The organism is Melghirimyces thermohalophilus (assembly GCF_900102685.1).
GTDB classification, from domain to species: Bacteria; Bacillota; Bacilli; order Thermoactinomycetales; family DSM-45169; genus Melghirimyces; species Melghirimyces thermohalophilus.
The window spans coordinates 1-19,527 of the sequence record NZ_FMZA01000009.1 but is presented as its reverse complement, the minus strand read 5'-3'; the positions used below and the strand labels follow the sequence as shown (position 1 = coordinate 19,527).

Here is a 19,527-nt window from a genome sequence, read left to right as displayed (position 1 = left end):
AATCCTTTACCAGTGTACAGTGTAAGCTTTACGATGTCAACGTAAAACCGAACGTTTTTCCAACTGGTAGAAGGAATTATTCGTCTTTCATTCCATGTTGCAAATCGAGGCTGAGAAATTTATTATAGTTTTTCAGAAAAAGGAGTTCCACCTTTCCGATCGGGCCGTTCCGGTGCTTGGCCAAAATCACCTCGATAATATTCTTTTTCTCCGACTCCTCGTTATAATAATCATCCCGGTATAAAAAGGAAACGAGATCAGCATCCTGTTCAATGGAGCCGGATTCCCGGAGATCCGACAACATGGGCCGCTTGTCCTGCCGCTGTTCCACTGCCCGGGAAAGCTGGGATAAAGCGATAACAGGTACATTCAACTCCCGGGCCAACAGTTTTAAGGAACGAGAGATTTCAGAGATTTCCTGTTGACGGCTGTCCCGGCCTCGCCCTTCGATCAATTGCAGATAGTCGATCAACACCATCCCCAACCCGTGTTCCGCTTGCAGCCGTCGCAGTTTGGAGCGAATCTCAAAGACGGAGATCCCTGGTGTGTCGTCGATAAAAATAGGGGCCTCCGATAACGTGCTGATCGCCATCGTCAATTTCTCCCAATCTTCCTCTTCCAATCGTCCGGTCCGAAACACTTGGGCGTCGATGTTCCCTTCCGCAGCCAACATCCGTTGCACCAACTGGGGCGCGGACATTTCCAGGTTAAAAACCGCAACCGGGAGGCCCGCCCGAATAGCCACATTTTGAGCCACATTGAGGCTAAAAGCGGTTTTCCCCATACTGGGCCGGGCGGCGAGAATGATCAGATCGGATTTTTGGAAACCGGATGTCATCCGATCGAGATCCGTATACCCTGAAGGGACTCCGGTCAATTTTCCCTGGTTATAATGGAGGTTTTCAATCCGTTCAAAGGTCTCCATCAAAATTTCTCGGATCGGAGTAAACCCTTTGCGAATTCTGCGTTGGGAAATCTCCAGGATTTTTTTCTCGGCGGAATCAATCACTTCCGTCACTTCATCTCCGCCGGAATAACCCGAGGTGGCGATTTCGGTGGCCGTCCGGATCAGCCGTCTCAGGATCGCCTTCTCTTCGACGATCTGGGCATAGTAATCCACATTGGCCGCTGTGGGGACGGCTTCTGCCAACTCCGTCAAGTAGGAAACGCCACCTACCTCCTCCAACAGTTTGCGGTCCGACAGCTCCGAGGTAAGTGTCACCAGATCAATCGGCTCCCCCTGCTCCGACACATCGATGATTACCTGAAACAGGCGCTGGTGGGACTGGCGGTAAAAATCCTCCGGCCGCAGCCGTTCCGTCACAGTCACCAGTACCGCTGGTTCGATCAGGATCGCTCCGAGGACGGCCCGTTCCGCTTCCTGGTTGTGGGGAGGCATACGATCGGCAAATAGTTCACTCATTCTCCATCCACCTCCTGACTTGACATGAAAAAAACGCCCCACCCTTTGGGGAGCGCTCTTGACACCCGCATCTCACTCTGCCAGGACCTGTACGGAAAGGGTGGCCGTCACCTTTGGGTGCAGTTTGACGGGAACTTGGGTTACACCGAGGGTGCGGATCGGCTCGTTCAATTGGATCTTCTTTTTATCAATCTGAATGTCGTATTCCTTTTTCAAGTGCTGGCTAATCTGCTTCGAAGTGACAGAACCGAACAACCGCCCTCCCTTCCCGGACTTCGTGTGGAGAGTGATATCCAACTGCTCCAACTTTTTCGCCAATTCCTGGGCATTGGCCAGCTCTTCTTTCCGCTTTTGTTCCTGCCGACGCTGCTGATCTTTCAATGCATTCATATTGCTCGAGGAAGCCTCAACAGCAAGGCCCCGGGGAAACAGGTAGTTACGGGCATAGCCTTCCGCCACTTCTTTTACTTCACCTTTTTTTCCTTTTCCTTTTACATCTTGTTGAAAGATCACTTTCACTCCATGTCGCCCCCCTCCTCGAAATTCTCTTTCAGCACATCGAGCAACTTCTGACGTGCCTCCTCGAGGGTCATGCCTTCAAACTGAACGGCGGCGTTGGTCAGGTGTCCGCCGCCCCCGAGAGATTCCATCACCAGTTGCACATTAATCTCACCCTGGGAACGGGCGCTAATCGCCACTTTCCCATCGTCACGCAAACCGATAACAAAGGAGGCGCTAACGCCCTTCATGCCGAGCAGTGTATCAGCTGCCTGGGCGATGACCAACTGGTGGTACCGTTCATCTTCCTCACCGACGGAAATCGCAATCCTATCGTATACCACTTCCGTATTTTTGACAATCTCCGCCCGTTTGACAAAGAGATCCAGGTCTTCCTTCAAAAGCGTTTGGACCATGGCCAAATCCGCCCCATGCCGCCTCAAAAAGGAAGCCGCCTCAAAGGTTCTAGACCCCGAACGAAAAGCAAAACTTTTCGTATCCACCACGATGCCGGCCATCAGAGCCGTCGTCTCCATATTCTCGATCGTCATCCGATCGCCCTGGTATTGCAGGAGTTCCGTCACCAACTCACTGGTGGAGGAGGCGTAAGGCTCCAGATAGACCAACACCGGATCTTTGACGAACTCCTCTCCCCGCCGGTGGTGATCGATCACCACCACACGGTCGGATTTTTCCAGCAGCCTCGGTTCGAGGGCCATGGATGGTTTATGGGTGTCCACCAAGATCAAAAGGCTGTCCCGGTTCACCATCTGCAAAGCGCGATCTGGCGGAATAAAGGCTTCTTCCAGAGACTCGTTTCCGGCAATCACTTCCATCAGCCCATCGATGGAAGGGTTGGAATCCTTCAGGACGATGTGTCCTTTCCGCCCTCCCATCCGGACAAAACGCAACATCCCGATCGCCGAACCGAGGGCATCCATATCCGGGTCCTCATGGCCCATGATCAACACATGATCACTATCCTTAATCAGATTGGCCAGAGCAAAGGAGATCACCCGAGCCCGTACCCGGGTCCGCTTTTCCACGGCGCTGGTTTTGCCACCAAAGAAGACCATTCTTTCCCCATCCTGGACTGCAGCCTGGTCCCCGCCACGAGCCAGCGCGATATCCAGGGCCGCCTCTGCTGTCTGGTTCTGCTCCACCATCGAGGAACGGACGGCAGCCACCCCGATACTTAAGGTGATCGGGATTTTGTTCTCCCGGGTGAGATCTCGCACCACATCCAGGATATCAAACCGATTATGGACGATACGGTCCAGGGATTCCCTCCGAAAAACCATGAAAAACTTGTCGGAGTCAAATTGACGGAGGTTGATATCGTTCTCCTTAGCCCAGCGGGTGATGGCCCCCTGGACATCGGTCAACAGCTGGGTCCGCTCCTGCTCATCGAGGCCTGTTCCCGCTTCATCATAATTATCCAGGTGAAGATATCCGATCACACTCTGCTCCCGATCATATTGCCGTTCCAACTTCTCCAACCGACTGATGTCCCGAAAAAAATACAGGCGCTCTTCGCTGTGGTGTAAGACCTCAAACCAACGCTCCCCGATCTGCAGTTTTCCCGGAGAATCATCCACTTCCACCAAATCGGGAAAAACCTCGGTCACCGGCAGCCCGACCAGAGAATCCTTACCAGTCACCTCTTTGATAAAAGGGTTGTGCCACTCCACCCGTCCCTTCCGATCATAGAGAAGGATTCCCAGGGGCATCCGGTCCAAAGCGGTTTGATTGGCCCCTTTCACCCGCTTGGACAAGGTGAGAACATAAGATGTAAAATCTTCCCGAAAAGACCGTTCGGCCTGATACAAACCGTATCCCAAGCCGAAAAAAACGGCCAGGCCCAAAAGTGCGTACGGCCAGTTGTACGCGGATAGGAGTACGATCAGGACCAAACTGAACATCATGGCAAACACCATGTGGTATCCGTGCCATCGTTTGGTTATAAAGTTCGGCATGAAGACATCTCCTTACCCGGGCCGTTTCTTTCATTTATGATCTATTTTACCCCAGGGAGAGTTGGATTCATAGCTTGAAAAGCCTTCTGTGGATTCCCTTATTTTTCTCCCCGAATCCGATTTCGAATACGCGTCCCGCAATCGACAATCCCTATTAGATGAACCACCATTCCTGCCACAGGGATCAAGAGGGTCAAAAACACCACCAACACCAGCCAGCCTTTGCTCTTCCCGCTTCGTTCCAGCAGCCAGGTGATAAAAGCCAGTCCCTGGACGATAAACAGAGTGAACAAAACAGCGGCAGCATTTCCTAGCAACATCAGGTTGGCGTTTTCCCCCAGGCCAAACAGGATCAACAGAAGCAGGGAGACGAAGTAGAAATAAAAAAAGGGTCTCGGCAGTCGCCATTCCCCGAAGGGGGGCAAATATTTCCCGGGAAATCCCCGCCGACGGAGCCACCGACGCCCAACCACCAGATTGAGCAAGGGGATGGGCACTGCCAGCAAAAAAATCATTCCGGGGATCACAGCGGCGACGGGAGGAAGCTCCGGCAGGGAATCCTCCATCCCGTAGGCGCGAAGCATTTCCTTATTTTGCTCCCATTCCTGTGCCAACAGGGCATCCAATCGGTCCATCATGTTGAAGGAGAAGGAGGCGATGACCAACAAGAGAAGGGAACCCACCCAGACTGCCGTCAACCCGCCCAACACCACATCGGTGCCGGTGGTCTGCGAGCGGCGGTACAATTCCCCCATGGTGATTCCGGTGACAGCTACCGCCATAACCCACCCAACATTGAGCGGGTGACCAGATACTGCCCACAGAGAGAGAGCCCCGATGCCGGCAGGCAAAAGGGCAGACAACCAACCGTGTTTAGCAGCATACAGGAGAAAAGGGAGGGGGAGAAACCAGACGGTTAACAGGGAAAGAGGGGTGAAAAGCGTCAACGTGCTGACAAAAAACAGGGCAATGGTCACCAACCCGTCACGGACATGAAAACGTGACAATACTGGTTCACCTCTTATTGATATACTCTTCCAACTGGGACAGATCACCATACCAATCTTCCAGTTGGTGCCGCTCCTGCGCGGCTTCCCGGAGTTTCCTGGTGACCGCCTGATCCACCTCCCTGAAAGAAAGCCCCACCCGTCGGGCCAGTACGTAGGTCGCTACCACTAAACTGGCCAGGCTGTCGGCGATCAGGGACTGATTGGCTGTATGTAACCCTTTATACAGGTTTGCGATCTGATCCAGGATTTCCGTTTTCAACCATTCAATCACTTTCATGCTCTTGGCGATGTGCATGCTTCGCTCCGGCCTGCTCATGGTTCCCGCACTCCTTTAAAAGGTCTTGGATCTATGGCTATGTTCAACAGCCGAGGGCCAATCTCCTTTTTTTCGCCAGTGGGAACCGGACGGAATGAAAAAAGAAGGGGCGTTTCTCACGCCCCTTCCCTCCGGCTTTTAATCCGTGGTGTACGGCAGCAAAGCCATTTGCCGGGCGCGTTTGATTGCCCGGGTCAGTTGCCGCTGATATTTGGAGGAAGTCCCCGTCACACGGCGGGGAAGGATTTTACCCCGTTCGCTGATAAACTTACGGAGCAGATCCACATCCTTGTAATCGATATACTTGATTTTGTTCACCGTAAAGTAACACACTTTGCGGCGCTTATTCCCTCGACGGCGGGCCATAGAAGAACCCCCTTTCCTCTACTGTGATCGTTTGCGTATCATCAGAAGGGCAGATCATCATCGGAAATGTCGATCGGCTTGCCGTCATCGGCAAAGGGATCGTCGGAGGGGCCACGGTCCTTACTCATGCCGCCGGGGTTGTCATAACCCTGATTAAACCCGGAACCGCCGCTGCGATCACCGCCACGGTCCAAAAAGCGGACATTGTCCCCGACCACTTCGGAAACGCGAATCCGTCGCCCTTCGTTATTTTCGAAACTTCGTACCTGCAGCCGTCCCTCAACGGCGACCAACCGTCCTTTTTTCATATAGTTGGCGACCGTTTCCGCAAGTTGTCGCCAGACAACGATATCGATAAAGTCGGTCTCCCGCTCCCCCTGCTGGTTGGTGAACGGACGATCCACCGCCAGTCGAAAGCTGGTGACGGCGACACCATTGGGGGTGTAACGAAGCTCGGGATCCCAGGTCAGGCGGCCGATCAATACCACCCGATTTAACATCGGCAACCCCTCCTAAGCCGCTTGGATTTCCGCGACATGCCCTTACTCTTTATCGTCAATGTTGATGATCATGTGACGAATCACATCGTCGTTGAGCTTCAAATGGCGTCCCAGCTCGTTCACGGTATCTTCGTTGCCGGTGAACGTAACTACGGTGTATACGCCTTCCCGATAGTTGTCAATCAGGTAAGCCAAACGCCGCTTGCCGAAATGCTCCAGCTCAATATCTTCCCCGTTGTTCTGAGCGATCACAGCCTGAACCTTTTCCCGCTGGGTGTTCAGAGCTTCCTCATCCAGCTCAGGACGGGTGATGTACATCAGTTCGTACTTATGCATTCTCTACACCTCCTTCTGGACTGAAACGGCTCCATCCCGCTAATGGAGCAAGGAGTGAATATCCTATATCCACGATACTACATTCTATCAGAGGAGGAGTGGAAAGGCAAGGAGCAACCCCCTTCACAAGGGAATCTTCCTTCATCAAACATTGAACCGGAAATGGACAACATCCCCATCTTTGACTACGTAATCCTTGCCCTCGGACCGCAGCAGCCCCTGGTCCCGAGCTGCCGCCTGAGATCCGGCTCGCATCAGATCCTCATATGAGATCACTTCGGCGCGGATGAAGCCCCGTTCAAAATCGGAATGGATGACGCCGGCCGCTTGGGGAGCCCGGGTTCCCTCTCGGATGGTCCAGGCCCGGACCTCCTGTTCCCCCGCTGTAAAATAGGTGATCAACCCCAGCAACCGATAGGCTGCAGACACCAACCGGTCCAGCCCAGAGGATTCCAGGCCCAGATCCTCAAGAAACTGCTTCCGTTCTTCTCCGTCCAGTTCCACTATCTCCGCTTCCAGCTGGGCGCTGATGACCACCGTCTCCGCTCCTTCTCGAGCGGCTTGTTGTTGAAGAGCTTGCACATGGGGGTTCTCCTCCGGTGCAGCCACATCATCCTCGGACACATTGGCAGCGTAAAGCACTTTTTTCAAGGTGAGCAGGTTGAGGGAACGAATCCGCTCCAATTCCTCCTCATCCAGCTCCAATGACCGGGCCGGTTTCCCATCAGCTAAAACCTGCTGCAATTTTTCCAGAACCGCATGTTCTTTGATCGCCTCGGCTTCCCCGCTCTTCTTCTGGCGAGCCACCCGGTTCAACCGGCGCTCCACCGTTTCTAAGTCCGCCAGCACCAATTCCAGGTTGATCGTTTCCATATCGCTGACTGGATCCACCTGTCCAGAAACATGGGTGATATTGCCACCTTCAAAACAACGTACCACATGGATGATCGCATCCACTTCCCGGATATGGGACAAAAATTGGTTGCCCAATCCTTCCCCTTTGCTGGCCCCTTTCACCAATCCGGCGATATCGGTGAACTGGAAGGATGTCGGAGTCACCTTACGGGGGCGGACCATCTCAGCCAGCCCTTGCAAGCGCGGATCAGGTACATCTACAACCCCCACATTGGGATCGATTGTACAAAAGGGGTAGTTGGCCGATTCCGCACCGGCCCGGGTAATTGCATTAAACAACGTCGATTTACCCACGTTAGGCAAACCGACGATCCCAGTTGTAAGCGGCATTCCTGTTCAACTCCTCTGTTTAGTCGGCCTAAAAAGGCGGGCCCCAGCTCGGTATCGGCCCGCAGTCGGTTACAACCTCCGTCCATTATAGCGAAAGGAAGCGGGAAATGTCATGGTCAGCATTCCAGCGGTACTAAACCACGGAAAAGAAGCTCCCCAGCCCGGGGAGCTTCCACCGTAAGCCGAGCTCAAACCCCGCCCGCACGGTTTTCATCTTGAGGAGATCTCTGTAAAACGCGTTTCATCCGCTTCTCAAAGCGGGACCTCGGTAGGAGGACACTGTGTCCGCAACCGGTACATTTCATTCGGATATCCATCCCCATCCGGATGACCTTCCATGCATTGGTGCCGCAGGGATGGGGTTTTTTCATCTCCACAACGTCCCCCAATGCAAATTGTTTCCGCTCCATCGCCACCGTCCCCCTTATTTCTTGCATCCATTATAGAAAAACGGGCGGCTATTCGGCAACCTTCTGTTCCGCCAATTGCCGGAAAGCGCTCATGATCATCTGGTGAATCCGTTCCTGATCTTCCCGGTTTTTTCCGGCCGGAATCTTCTGGATCGGTTCCCCGAAGTAAATTCGCACTTTGGCCGGCCGGATCCAGCGGCCCTTGCGGGGCAAGGCACGGTCGGTCCCCTCGATCCAAACAGGGATGACAGGCACCTGGGCGCGAAGGGCCAGGTAAGAGGCGCCCCCTTTCAGTTCGGTCGGGGGTTCCGCTTCCCGTCGCCTTCCCTCCGGGAAGAGGCCCACCACTTGATCATTGCGCAACCGGGCTAAGGCTGATCGCATCGCTCGTACATCCGCTTCTTCTCGCCTGACGGGAAAGGCATCCACTTTGCGCAAAAACCATTGGGTAAAAGGGTGGGAGAAGGATTCCGCCTTCGCCATAAAGGAGATCCGCTGCGGCAACTGGGCCGCGATGTAAAAAGGATCTAGATAACTGATATGATTCCCTACCAATAAAAAAGGACCTTGCCGGGGAACGCGGTCCAGCCCTTGGACTTCCGCTCGGTGATATACGCGCAAAATTACGCGCAGCATCCACTGCCCCAACCGATACCACATATCATCCACCTCCTCTTCTCTCTATGCTCATATTGTACATATAAAGGAGGAGAAATCCCACTCGATCGATTACCCCTCTTTCATGATAGGGTACAAGAGGACCATCGTCAGAATGAACAAATTGATCACCCCGAAGAGGGGATATAAATAATTGACCAATGTGGCAAATCCCAGCCGGGTTAGAGGGACCAACAACAAAATAACCGTCCCGCCGATCACCCAGGGGGGGAAGGGGAGGAGTTCCGACAGACGGTGGGAAAGACCGTAAACATTGCTGACCGCCGTCGTGTAAATCGCCATCCATAACACCAATGAGATACTGAGCACCCAGATGGGAGAATAGTCCCGCACCAAGGCAAACAGGGGAATCTCATATTGAGAGACCAGGCTGTCCACACGCAGCAATGAATAATTATACAGAAAGGCCAGCATCCCGAGACAGAGCGAGCTGACTCCACCGGATACCCAAATTTCCGCCGGATGACGAATCTGTCTTCCCATGGTGGACAGGACAGCCAGCAGGGACATGGTGTTAAAGGCGGTGTATGTAATTGCGGAGGGCCAGACAGGGAGAGAGGTTGTTTTCGGATGATCGGTGGTCAGAAACCAGCCGCTGTTTTGAAGAAACTGAAGGCAGACGAAGATCAGCACCGAGACCATCACCGGAATCAGTACGGAATTCATCGACATCAATCCCTTCAAATCAAACAGGAGAATCAATAAAACGGCAGCTACCATCACTAAAACCCCCAGGGTGTAGGAGCTGTTCCACTGTTGAAAAGTGGCCCCGCTTCCCGCTACCATCACTAAGGTGCTGGTCAACAGGAACAGCATGACCAGATAATCAAAAACCCGGCTCATCCGCGCTCCGATCACTTGGTTCAACACCTCGGAATAATGCTGCGTCTTATATTTCCAACTGATTTTGAGGATAACCACCGTAGAGGTAAAGGTGAGAAAAGTGGACAGTAGGATAATGGAGCTGCTGCCATCCCCGTAGGAACCAAAAAACTCCCATATTTCACGTCCAGAAGCAAATCCGGCACCGATCATCGTTCCGATGATCGTCATGCTGATCTTCAAGGAATGCCACAGTTGAAAGCGCATATTGATCCCCCTTGTCCGGGTTGTCCCTACCATGTATATTTCCTTAGCGATGTCCGTATACTGGTAAAGATTCTATCCCCTTTTTTTGGAGGTAGACGGCCATGCGCAAACCTGCCCCTCACTCCGGTTCAGGGATCCCGGATCCGGCACGGGTGCATTATGCCCATCCCAGCGCAGAACACCAGTGTGCGGACCAGCTGGATCAGGTGCTCGGACTGTATCCTGGTTACCGGGAGTTGGCCTGTATCTGTATCGGTACCGACCGGTCCACAGGCGACGCCCTCGGCCCCCTCGTGGGTACCCGCTTGGAGTCCCTCGCCCTGCCGGCGCTGCGGGTATACGGGACATTGGACGAGCCTGTTCATGCGGTGAACTTGAATCAGGCCTTATCCAGAATGGAGAAAGAATTGAAAAACCCCCGAATCATTGCTATCGATGCCTGTTTGGGCCAATTGGCCAATGTGGGCTCGATCCAAGTGAAAAACGGGCCGCTCAGACCGGGAGCCGGGGTGAATAAACAGCTGCCTTCAGTCGGCCAGATTCATATGACCGGCATTGTCAATGTTTCCGGATTTATGGAGTATTTCGTTTTGCAGAATACGCGTCTCAACATGGTGATGAAGATGGCCCATGTGATCGCCTCAGCGATCGAAGCGGTAGCTGTGTCTCGGATCAAACAACAACCTCAATAAAAAACCGCCCGCCAACAGGGGTAAACGGGCAGCAGGAAATCTCTTTTATATCACCTGGAGACTATTGGGGACAATCTCCATCTCAACCGGTGTTTTTCCGATCACCTCACCGTCGGTATGGATCAACAAAGGGGGGCTCGACTCCACTTCTAATCGTGTTCCCTTCATCATTTCTACCGCTGGGTGACTGACATGAGTGCCCTGAAAGACCCGAGGGAACACGAAGAGTATTTTCCAACGGCTAACGTCTCTGACGATACAGATATCCAACAAGCCATCCCGGTTGGAGGCTTCAGGACAGATTTTCATGCCTCCTCCGTAGAAAGGGATATTGGCGACGGCGATCAACCAGACACCGGATACTTGCTTTCGATTTCCATCCAGGGTGACAGTGACGTTTTGGGGTTGAAAAGTAAATAAGAGCCGAATCAGTTCCCATACATAGACGGCTTTCTTTAGCCATCGTTTTACCGAAGATCGGTTGACCGCCTGAGATACACTGGCGTCAAAACCGACCCCCGCTGTGCCGATGGTCACCTCTCCGTTCACTCGAAGCGTATCAACAACCTCGGGTTCACCCGTAAGCATCTGCTCCAGGGCCTGCAACGGATCCGTTGAAATTCCCCGTGTCCGGGCAAAATCATTGCCGGATCCGGCAGGTATGCAACCCAGGGTGATGGAGGTGCCGATCAACCCCCCAGCTACTTCATGGATCGTTCCATCACCTCCCACCGCTATCACGGCACGAATCTCCTTCTTTTGGGCAGCCATCTTAGCCAGTTCCGTGGCGTGACCGGGATATTCAGTATAAACCACTTCAAACGAAGCTTCTTTTTCATACAAACGTTTTTCAAGCGTCCGCCAAACCTTCCCCCCGTTCCCGTTTCCAGACCGCTGGTTCACTATAAAAACTATCATACCGACACCGCCTTGTATTTCATCACTGTGTTGTACGTTCAGGAATCATTTTCGTTTGAACCGGAGGATACCGGGATGCTTTCCATCCCATCTCCGTCATCCATCGCCCGTTGGATGGCCAGTTCCTCCTCCGCAGACAACGGATAGGGAGAAACCCCCTTTTCGACAGGCTTTGCATAAAAGTAAGAAGGCCCCCGATGGCTAAACAAACTGCTGATAATGATTCCGGTCTGCTCATCATCTAACAGGGCCAGGGAAAAGCTCATATCCGCTGCCCCATCACCAGCCGCATTAAACCGGACCAATCCCAATCGTCCCTTCCGCCTCCGGATGGACTGATCCAGTTGACGGAGATGATGCATCAGGGCGAGAGGGGCTGGTCCATCTTCTTCCCTTTCTGATACCTCCTGCAACCAGGCAGCATCCCGCTCCAGCTGATTCAGAAACTGTTGTTGACGGGATTGGCGCACCCACAACATGCAGCCAAACACCAAGATAAGAAGTAAAGCCGCACATAGCAGCATCCATCCCACCGGATGGGATAGTAGATAGAAAACCCTTGCTTCCATGATATGACCCTCTCCTGTCTAACTTTAGAAGAAAAATGAACAAACAGCCGCGATCGGAATAGCTGGCAATAGATCAGCCACCCGAATTTGCGCCAGCTTGAGAAGATTGATTCCAATCCCGACAATCATCAATCCACCGACTGCGGTTACTTGCTGAATCATCAAGTCCAATGCTTTTTCGTCCAACAGTTGAGCGATCCAATCGGCAGATAGAGCGATCCCACCTTGGTACACCACAACCGGTACCAAGGAAAACAACACCCCGACCCCTAAAGTGGATGAAAAAATAACGGCGGAAAAGCCGTCGAGAAGGGATTTCGTATAGAGGATTTGGTGATCATCTCTCAATCCGCTGTCTAATCCGCCTAATATGGACATCGGACCGACACAATAAACCAGGGTGCTGGTTACAAAGGCAGCAGCAAACTGGCTTTCTCCCTTCACTCGCTGTTCCATCCAGGTTCCAAACCGGTTCAACCATCTCTCTAATCCGATCCAACTTCCCAGCATACCGCCGACCACGATAGCGATCAGCACCAGAATCAAATCTTCAGTCTTTAAGGCCATGGATAGCCCGATCACGATGACGACCAGACCGATCCCTTGCATCGCCGTTTCATGAATTTCCTTGCGCATACCGTTCAATCGCGACCCCAACAGAGCCCCGATCGCAATAGCTATCCCGTTGACGATGGTTCCAAGCAGTACCATGATGTAAAACCCTTTCTTTATAGACCGGCAAAGGCTTGCTGGACTTCTTGCAATGCCTCTAGAAAAATGTCCACTTCCGATTGCGTGTTAAAGTATCCCGGGCTGACCCGGAGGGTCCCACCTGGTTTCGTACCCATCGTTTGGTGGGCAAGTGCAGCACAGTGGTAACCGGCCCGCACCGCGATATCAAAGTGGCGATCAAGCAGGGTGGCCAGCTCTGTCTCATCGATCCCCTCCATTCGAAAAGAAACCACTGCAACGGAGGCAAAAGGCAATTGATAGAGATGAACCTTTTCCATTCGCTTCAACCCTTCCACCAACTGCTGGCTCAGCTCCGTCTCATGTTGATGAATCGCCTGCCAGCCCTTGTCCATCAAAAAGCGAACCCCCGCTCCGAGCCCGGCGATCCCCGGTGTATTCAATGTTCCACTTTCAAATCCCAAAGGCCTCTCCTCAGGCTGGTGCAAATCCTCGGAATGGTTGCCCGTACCTCCTTGCATGATCGGTCGCACCGGGAGCTCCGGATTCAGATAGAGACCCCCGGTTCCCTGAGGTCCAAACAGCCCTTTATGTCCTGGAAAAGCGAGCATCGAGATGCCCATCGACTGAACGTCGACAGGAACAACGCCGGCGGTTTGGGCCGCATCCACCAAAAAAGGAACCCCTTTTTCTCCGGCGATCGCTCCCATCTCCTCCAATGGCAACAAAACCCCGTTCACATTGGAAGCATGTGTGCTGACGAGCAACCGCGTATGAGGTTGAATCGCTTCTTTGAGACGAGATAGATCGACCGGGCCATCCGGCCCCGGTGGGATATACTCCACCTTGATTCCCAGGCTCCGTTTCATCTCATTCAAGGGACGGATCACGGCATGATGCTCCCAGCAGGTAGTAACTACATGGTCCCCTTCCCGCAACCAACCTTTTAAGGCCAAATTGATAGCGTGGGTTCCATTTTGGCAAAAAATCAAGTTTTTCGGTTGCGAGATGTGAAACCATTGAGCCAGTAGGCGACGTGTCTCCTCTACCTGACGACCCGCCTGTTCTGACAACCGATGCCCTCCCCTTCCCGGGTTGGCACCATACTCGTCCAAACATTCCTTTACCGCTTCAGATACGCCTTCCGGCTTGGGCCAACTGGTAGCGGCATTATCCAGATAGATCAAGGTAGCCTCCCCCTGCTTAATCGACGATGCGGTTTCTTTGAAACAGTTCCATCAACCGTTCCAGCTCCCGCTCTGAATAATATTCAAACTCGACTTTTCCTTTTTTCTGTCCGTGACGAATCCTAACCGGCGTGCTGAATGCCTCTTGCAGCAAATCCTCATAGCGTCTAAGCACCGGGTTCTCCTCTTTTTTCTTCTTTTTTTTCTTCCGTTCCCGTTGCAGTCCTTCGTTTACTTGCTGCACCCATTCTTCCAATTGGCGCACGCTGGCCCCTTCCTTGATACATTTTCGGGCCAGCTTTAGCTGCACCTCCCGGTCTTTTACCCCTCGCAAAGCCCGGGCATGTCCCATAGACAATGTTCCACGTGAAACATTTTCCTGCACTTCAGCTGGGAGCTGCAACAAACGAAGAAAATTGGCCACATGGGGACGACTCTTTCCCACTCGGGCGGCCAAATCTTCCTGGGTCAAGGAAAATTGGTCCATCAATTTCTTATAGGCTTGGGCGATCTCGATTGAATTGAGATCCTCCCGTTGCAGGTTTTCAATCAATGCGATTTCCATCATCTGTTCGTCGGTGAAGTCCCGCACCACCGCCGGCACCTGTTCCAAACCAGCTTCCTTTGCGGCACGGAAGCGGCGTTCCCCGGCAACGATTTCATAGCCCCGGATGCTTTTCCGCACCACCAGCGGTTGTACAACCCCATGCTCTTTTACTGAGGAGACCAATTCTTCAAGGGAGTCTGGATCAAAAGATTTTCTCGGTTGATATGGATTGGGCCGCAACTCCTTTACATCCAGCTCATTGACCGCTTCATCAGCCTCCGCCTGGGCATCTGGAAAAAGAGCACTCAATCCCTTCCCCAGCCCCTTACTATTGGCCATTATGGATCACTTCCTTTGCCAGGTCGACATAACACTGCGCTCCCCGAGAGCGGGCAGCATACTCCAGAATCGGCTTCCCGTGGCTGGGCGCTTCACTCAAGCGGACGTTCCGGGGAATCACCGTCTGATATACCTTCTCCTGAAAATACTTCTGCACCTCATTCATCACCTGCAGAGACAGATTGGTCCGTGCATCATACATCGTCAACAAAACCCCTTCAATCTCCAGCCGCTTATTCAGGTGTTTCTGCACGATCCGAACCGTGTTTAAAAGCTGTCCCAACCCTTCCAACGCATAAAACTCACATTGGATCGGAATTAGGACTGAATCGGCAGCAGTTAAAGAATTAACCGTAAGAACACCGAGTGATGGAGGACAATCCACCAAGACAAAATCATACCGATCACGAACTCTTTGTAAAGACCGCTTCAGCCGATGTTCGCGGGACAAAACCTGCACCAATTCGATTTCGGCACCGGCCAATTCAATCCGTGCCGGGATCAGATCGACACCCTCAATCGGGGTAGATAGCAAGACACTCTCCATCTGAACTTCATTGATCAACACATCATATATGCATTGTTTGACATCCGCCTTGTTGATTCCCAGACCGGAGGTGGTATTTCCCTGCGGATCGATATCGACGATCAAAACCCGTTTCCCATGGTAAGCCAGGCTGGCTCCCAGATTGATAGAAGTGGTGGTCTTCCCCACCCCCCCTTTTTGGTTGGCAATAGCAACAACTCGACTCAATGATTAGCACCTCGTTTCTAAAGCTGTTCTCTCACCTAAAAAAAGTGTACACCTTTTACTTGGGGATGCGAATAACCACTTCATAAAAATCATCATATTCCTTCTCATCGGATGAAACAGAGAGTCCGCTCTCTTTCACCATATCTACCGATTGCCGGATGGTATTGACAGCGATGCGAACATCCCTGGAAAAAGCTTTTCGTTTTGGTTTCGGTTTATTGCTCACTTCTGTCCATTTTCGCAACCGTTCTTCTGTCTGTTTGACATTGAGGTTTTTCTCCAAAATTTCATCCAATAGCTTCCGCTGCAGTTTTTCATCCTTCAACCCCAATAACGCTCGAGCGTGTCGCTCTGAAATTTGTCGATCTTGAACCGCTTGTTGCACTTCCTCAGGTAGTTGAAGGAGACGTAATTTATTGGCCACGGTGGACTGACCTTTTCCCAACCGTTGCGCTAATCCCTCCTGAGTTAACCCATGCAGTTCGATCAGGCTATGATAAGCCATCGCCTCTTCCATTGCGGTCAACCCTTCCCGTTGCAGGTTTTCGATCAGGGATACTGATGCAGCTTCTGTATCGGACATATCGCGAATCACTGCTGGAATGGTCTCCATCCCTAACCGCCTGACGGCCCGCAATCTCCTCTCCCCGGCAATCAACTCATACTCGTTGCCAATACGTCGCACCACCACCGGCTGAATCAAGCCATGGTTTTGAATCGTCTGGCACAGTTCATCAATCCGTTCCTCGTCGAATACGGTACGTGGTTGGTAAGGGCTCGGTTTCACCCGATCCACCTTCAGTTGTTTTACCTCGTCAGCCTCATCCTTTTCCGCCATGCCGAATAAACGGCTGAATGGCTCTTTCATTTCTAGGGACACCACCTAAAATAATAATGAGCTCGATCCATTCTTCTCTCCATATATTCTATATTTTAATCGATCAACCTCCTCATTTGGGTGTCTAGGTGATGTTTCACGTGAAACATTTCCGATCAAATCGTCAGAAAACCAAAAACATAAGAGAACCATCAGGAATAGTGATAAATTTTCGACACACAGAAAGCACAAATCTTCGAAGAAAGTCGATTTGACGGGAATCTTATTCCTGTTTTTATTGACCCTTTCCAACCCGACTTGATAGAATCAATTAAGAAGAGTGTGACGACCTTCGACAAAAAACGGGAGGAACTGGAAATGAGTGAACCCATCTACATAGGTAATGACCAAGGTTATTACGGCACCAAAGTCGTCAGCCGTCATGGTGACAAGTTTTTGAAGATGTTTCTCCGGAACATGGTAGTACCCAATCGGGTCGGGGAAATCACTTACAACAACGATCCTCACAATATCATGTACCGGGAACGGGAAGGGGACCGTGAATGGTTTGTCGGTAAACTGGCGATCGATCAGTCCTCCGACGATGAACTATTCGACTCCCATGAACGCCGGCTGTTCAGCCCCACCTGGTTCCGGGAAGAGGAGTACCTGCTCATGTTCCGGGTGAGCACCGGGCTGATGCTGCAAGGAAGTGAAAGTACGGAACCGATCGTCTCCGTCGCTCTGCCCACGGATAGTTACACCGACTATAAGGAAGAACTGCGCCGTCGCTTAGTAGGCAAGCACAGCTTTGAAGTGAAGCAGGGGAACCTGCCCTACCGGAAGATCGAATTTGAAATTAAACGAGAAAACTTGTATGTGATCAGCCAGCCGATGGCCACACTGTTTCACATCGCCCTGGACCGCGAAGGGAAACTGCTGAATGAAGACCTGTTTATCCAAAAAGTAAGCATCAATGACCTCGGATTTGGTACCTCTGATGTGGAAACCCTCCATGGAGAAACGATTATTAAACGGCAAAGTTTTACCTCTCGCCATGCTATGATCAATGTTTATCAGCTACTATCTAAACGGTTGATGGAGTTTTCCCGGGAAGTGGATCCCGACAAACAAGGCAAGGAATACCCCATCTGGAGCCTCAACCGCGTCATCCGCTCCGGAGAGATCAGTTTCAAGGGCAAAGTATACGATGTCAATGAAATCGTAAAAAGTTGTATCCAAGAGGTAGGCACCTCATTGGTGGATGAAGTGTGGAACCGGCTGGACTACGCCGATGATATTACATACATCATCTTAACCGGCGGCTCTTCTATTCCCTTCAAGCCTTATTATCGAGAGCGCTTCGGCGATAAACTGATTTTTGCAGAGGATTACGGGATCGATGCTCAATTTGCCAACGCCTTCGGCCTTTGCAAATTTACACAGTCTAAATCCCGTTCCGTACCCTCCAAAACCCAGAGGGAAATCGCTGCCACCATCCAGGAGGAATTTTCGGTACCCAGCACAGCTGAAAAACGGGTCTCCCAACGGAAAGGACAGAAAAAATAAGCACACACACATAACCTAGGGAGAATCCCCCAGGGTCGATCGATGGCCCTGGGGGATTCCGTAACGGTTCATTTCGTCAATAGCACTCCCGCGATTCCGGATTTCCTTCAGCCCGGAAGTGCGGGGCCAAAGGAGGGGAACGCCATGGCCAATCCGGGAGATGATTATGAACTGATCGTGATCGGTAAAGGTTCTGCCGGCGAAGAAGCGGCAAAAGAAGCGGCCCGCAAGGGGAAAACCACCCTTTTTCTCCAGCTGAACCCCGGCTCGATTGCCTCCGTCATGTGCAGCACGTCTCAACATGGTTCCCCCCAGGGGGCACTGACGGGTGTGGAGGCTCAATTGATCCGGCTCGAAAAGGAGAGCGATCCGTCATCGAAATTGGTACAGACAAAAATCGATGCGGATTCCCATCACTCTGTCTATATTTTGCAGTCCCTGGAAGACCGGAATCAAGTAAAACAGAATCCCCAACATCGAGAATCCTCGACCCCGCCACCTTCCATAACCGAGAAGGCGTCATCAGGGGAAAAGCGGATCTGGAGCCATGTACTGCGAGAACGAGAAATCCATAAACGTAAAAGAAGAATTCACCGTTCCACTGCCCACTGGAGGAAACCGGAAGCGCCTCCAGCAAAAGAGGTTCCGAATCAAACCGAAACTCAACCCCCGGAACCGATTCTTCGGGAACGGGAAAGAAGGCTGAGGCAACGGTTGGTCCGCAGTCGAAAATCAGCGGTCCCTCCTTCGGATCAACCGACTGCCCACCGCCCACAACCAGGAACCGCCGACAATCAAAAGAGGCAGGCGGAGTCCCAAAAGTCGAAGCCGACTTCAACTGTGGAGGAAAAGCGATCTGTCCTCACCCCCTTCGATAAGAAAAAACGAGTCACCAAACTGGCCACGGGAAAATCACCTTCTCATGCGGTCATACCGATGGATCAACGCCGGCTGAAGCACCGGAAGGGAAAGGACTTAAAAGAGTTCCCACCACCTGAACCCCCTTCCCCAACTCCTCCGGAACCGGAAAAGACGCATATCCCGGGGGCCATGGTGTGGGAAGGCGATGAAAAAAAGGAAAAGCCCGCAGAAAAACGCTTAACTTATGAGCCCTTTCAATCCCAACCGTTTGAGAAAAGAGCCCGACCTTTCTCCTCCAAAACCCTGGACGGAATGCAATCCTCTGACAGCGGCTACCAGGACGAACCCTTCCAATCCGGCCCGCTTCAGGGACGAAGCCGCATGCCCTTTGCCTCTTCCTCCATCCTCCGGCAGCCCCCGGAACAAAAGGAAGAGAGGAAGTCAAAGTTTGAAGTCGATTCCGGTTCCTCTTCCTATATGAACCAGGAAGCCGCAAGAAATGTACTGGCCCAATCCGATGGTCTGAAAAAAGACGATATTAGTATCGAAGATCCCTTTGGCCAATCTTATGATGAAATTATCGGCCCCTTTGGCGAGAAAAACTCCGAAGAGGAACAGCTGGAAAAACGGAAACTGGCTTTGCGGGGACTTCACAATCTCATCAATAACCTGGGATAAAAAAAGAGACAGCCGTTACGGCTGCAGGCTGTCGAGAAAGTCTCGACAGCCTATTTTTT

22 protein-coding genes are annotated in these 19,527 nt (G+C 52.1%); 3 read left to right on the top strand and 19 right to left on the bottom strand.

All coding sequences use genetic code 11. The features are described 5' to 3' along the window. Positions 1-76: 76 nt before the first annotated feature. The 12 genes from dnaB to BLP91_RS08100 form a co-directional block, all read right to left on the bottom strand. Positions 77-1,423, bottom strand: a complete 1,347-nt coding sequence (dnaB, locus tag BLP91_RS08155; RefSeq protein ID WP_091569449.1) for a replicative DNA helicase — start codon at positions 1,421-1,423, stop codon at positions 77-79. Between the two features lie 72 nt (positions 1,424-1,495). Continuing rightward, positions 1,496-1,942 (bottom strand): 50S ribosomal protein L9, encoded by a 447-nt coding sequence (gene rplI / locus BLP91_RS08150; protein WP_091569446.1) that lies wholly within the window; start codon positions 1,940-1,942, stop codon positions 1,496-1,498. Continuing rightward, on the bottom strand, positions 1,939-3,897 hold the full coding sequence (locus BLP91_RS08145) for a DHH family phosphoesterase (RefSeq protein ID WP_091569444.1): 1,959 nt from the start codon (positions 3,895-3,897) through the stop codon (positions 1,939-1,941). The genes rplI and BLP91_RS08145 overlap by 4 nt, the downstream gene beginning before the upstream one ends. Positions 3,898-3,995: 98 nt before the next feature. Continuing rightward, positions 3,996-4,904: a DUF2232 domain-containing protein gene (locus BLP91_RS08140; RefSeq protein ID WP_176757899.1), complete on the bottom strand. Its 909-nt coding sequence runs from the start codon at positions 4,902-4,904 to the stop codon at positions 3,996-3,998. 7 nt (positions 4,905-4,911) lie between these two features. After that, positions 4,912-5,223, bottom strand: coding sequence for a MazG-like family protein (locus BLP91_RS08135; RefSeq protein ID WP_091569439.1), 312 nt, complete (start codon positions 5,221-5,223; stop codon positions 4,912-4,914). Between the two features lie 138 nt (positions 5,224-5,361). Next, a complete protein-coding gene (gene rpsR, locus BLP91_RS08130) occupies positions 5,362-5,589 on the bottom strand; it encodes a 30S ribosomal protein S18 (RefSeq protein WP_091569436.1) in 228 nt (75 codons plus the stop codon). Positions 5,590-5,630: 41 nt separating this feature from the next. Then, the gene (gene ssb, locus BLP91_RS08125) at positions 5,631-6,089 is read right to left on the bottom strand and encodes a single-stranded DNA-binding protein (protein WP_091569433.1); all 459 of its coding nucleotides are present in this window, start codon (positions 6,087-6,089) and stop codon (positions 5,631-5,633) included. A 42-nt stretch (positions 6,090-6,131) separates the two neighbouring features. Then, positions 6,132-6,425 (bottom strand): 30S ribosomal protein S6, encoded by a 294-nt coding sequence (gene rpsF / locus BLP91_RS08120; protein ID WP_091569431.1) that lies wholly within the window; start codon positions 6,423-6,425, stop codon positions 6,132-6,134. Positions 6,426-6,569: 144 nt separating this feature from the next. Then, positions 6,570-7,670 carry a redox-regulated ATPase YchF gene (ychF, locus tag BLP91_RS08115; RefSeq protein WP_091569428.1) on the bottom strand — a complete coding sequence of 367 codons (1,101 nt, stop codon included), beginning with the start codon at positions 7,668-7,670 and terminating at the stop codon, positions 6,570-6,572. Positions 7,671-7,858: 188 nt separating this feature from the next. Then, entirely contained in the window at positions 7,859-8,080 is a 222-nt protein-coding gene (locus BLP91_RS08110; RefSeq protein ID WP_091569426.1) for a DUF951 domain-containing protein, read from the bottom strand. Between the two features lie 48 nt (positions 8,081-8,128). Next, positions 8,129-8,740, bottom strand: coding sequence for a lysophospholipid acyltransferase family protein (locus tag BLP91_RS08105; protein WP_091569423.1), 612 nt, complete (start codon positions 8,738-8,740; stop codon positions 8,129-8,131). 69 nt (positions 8,741-8,809) lie between these two features. Further along, a complete protein-coding gene (locus BLP91_RS08100) occupies positions 8,810-9,847 on the bottom strand; it encodes a YkvI family membrane protein (RefSeq protein ID WP_091569420.1) in 1,038 nt (345 codons plus the stop codon). A gap of 101 nt (positions 9,848-9,948) precedes the next feature. Here BLP91_RS08100 and yyaC point away from each other — a divergent pair, with 101 nt between their 5' ends. Next, positions 9,949-10,539, top strand: coding sequence for a spore protease YyaC (gene yyaC, locus BLP91_RS08095; protein WP_091569417.1), 591 nt, complete (start codon positions 9,949-9,951; stop codon positions 10,537-10,539). A gap of 45 nt (positions 10,540-10,584) precedes the next feature. Here the strand turns inward: yyaC and BLP91_RS08090 are convergent, their stop codons facing one another. The 7 genes from BLP91_RS08090 to noc are packed head-to-tail and all read right to left on the bottom strand — an operon-like array spanning position 10,585 to position 16,411. Further along, complete coding sequence (locus BLP91_RS08090) at positions 10,585-11,457, bottom strand: diacylglycerol/lipid kinase family protein (RefSeq protein WP_091569415.1); 873 nt, start codon at positions 11,455-11,457, stop codon at positions 10,585-10,587. 38 nt (positions 11,458-11,495) lie between these two features. Beyond that, the gene (locus BLP91_RS08085) at positions 11,496-12,026 is read right to left on the bottom strand and encodes a DUF4446 family protein (RefSeq protein WP_091569412.1); all 531 of its coding nucleotides are present in this window, start codon (positions 12,024-12,026) and stop codon (positions 11,496-11,498) included. 24 nt (positions 12,027-12,050) lie between these two features. After that, positions 12,051-12,737, bottom strand: coding sequence for a DUF554 domain-containing protein (locus BLP91_RS08080; protein WP_091569410.1), 687 nt, complete (start codon positions 12,735-12,737; stop codon positions 12,051-12,053). Between the two features lie 17 nt (positions 12,738-12,754). After that, on the bottom strand, positions 12,755-13,903 hold the full coding sequence (locus tag BLP91_RS08075; RefSeq protein ID WP_091569407.1) for an aminotransferase class V-fold PLP-dependent enzyme: 1,149 nt from the start codon (positions 13,901-13,903) through the stop codon (positions 12,755-12,757). Positions 13,904-13,919: 16 nt separating this feature from the next. Then, a complete protein-coding gene (locus tag BLP91_RS08070) occupies positions 13,920-14,789 on the bottom strand; it encodes a ParB/RepB/Spo0J family partition protein (RefSeq protein ID WP_091569403.1) in 870 nt (289 codons plus the stop codon). Beyond that, positions 14,779-15,543 (bottom strand): ParA family protein, encoded by a 765-nt coding sequence (locus BLP91_RS08065; protein ID WP_091569401.1) that lies wholly within the window; start codon positions 15,541-15,543, stop codon positions 14,779-14,781. The genes BLP91_RS08070 and BLP91_RS08065 overlap by 11 nt, the downstream gene beginning before the upstream one ends. Before the next feature lie 55 nt (positions 15,544-15,598). Next, on the bottom strand, positions 15,599-16,411 hold the full coding sequence (noc, locus tag BLP91_RS08060; protein WP_091569398.1) for a nucleoid occlusion protein: 813 nt from the start codon (positions 16,409-16,411) through the stop codon (positions 15,599-15,601). Between the two features lie 327 nt (positions 16,412-16,738). Between noc and BLP91_RS08055 the strand changes: the two genes are divergently transcribed. Both BLP91_RS08055 and BLP91_RS08050 read left to right on the top strand, forming a co-directional pair. Further along, a complete protein-coding gene (locus tag BLP91_RS08055) occupies positions 16,739-17,929 on the top strand; it encodes a ParM/StbA family protein (protein ID WP_091569395.1) in 1,191 nt (396 codons plus the stop codon). Positions 17,930-18,073: 144 nt separating this feature from the next. Beyond that, on the top strand, positions 18,074-19,468 hold the full coding sequence (locus BLP91_RS08050; RefSeq protein WP_091569393.1) for an FAD-dependent oxidoreductase: 1,395 nt from the start codon (positions 18,074-18,076) through the stop codon (positions 19,466-19,468). Positions 19,469-19,527 lie beyond the last annotated feature (59 nt).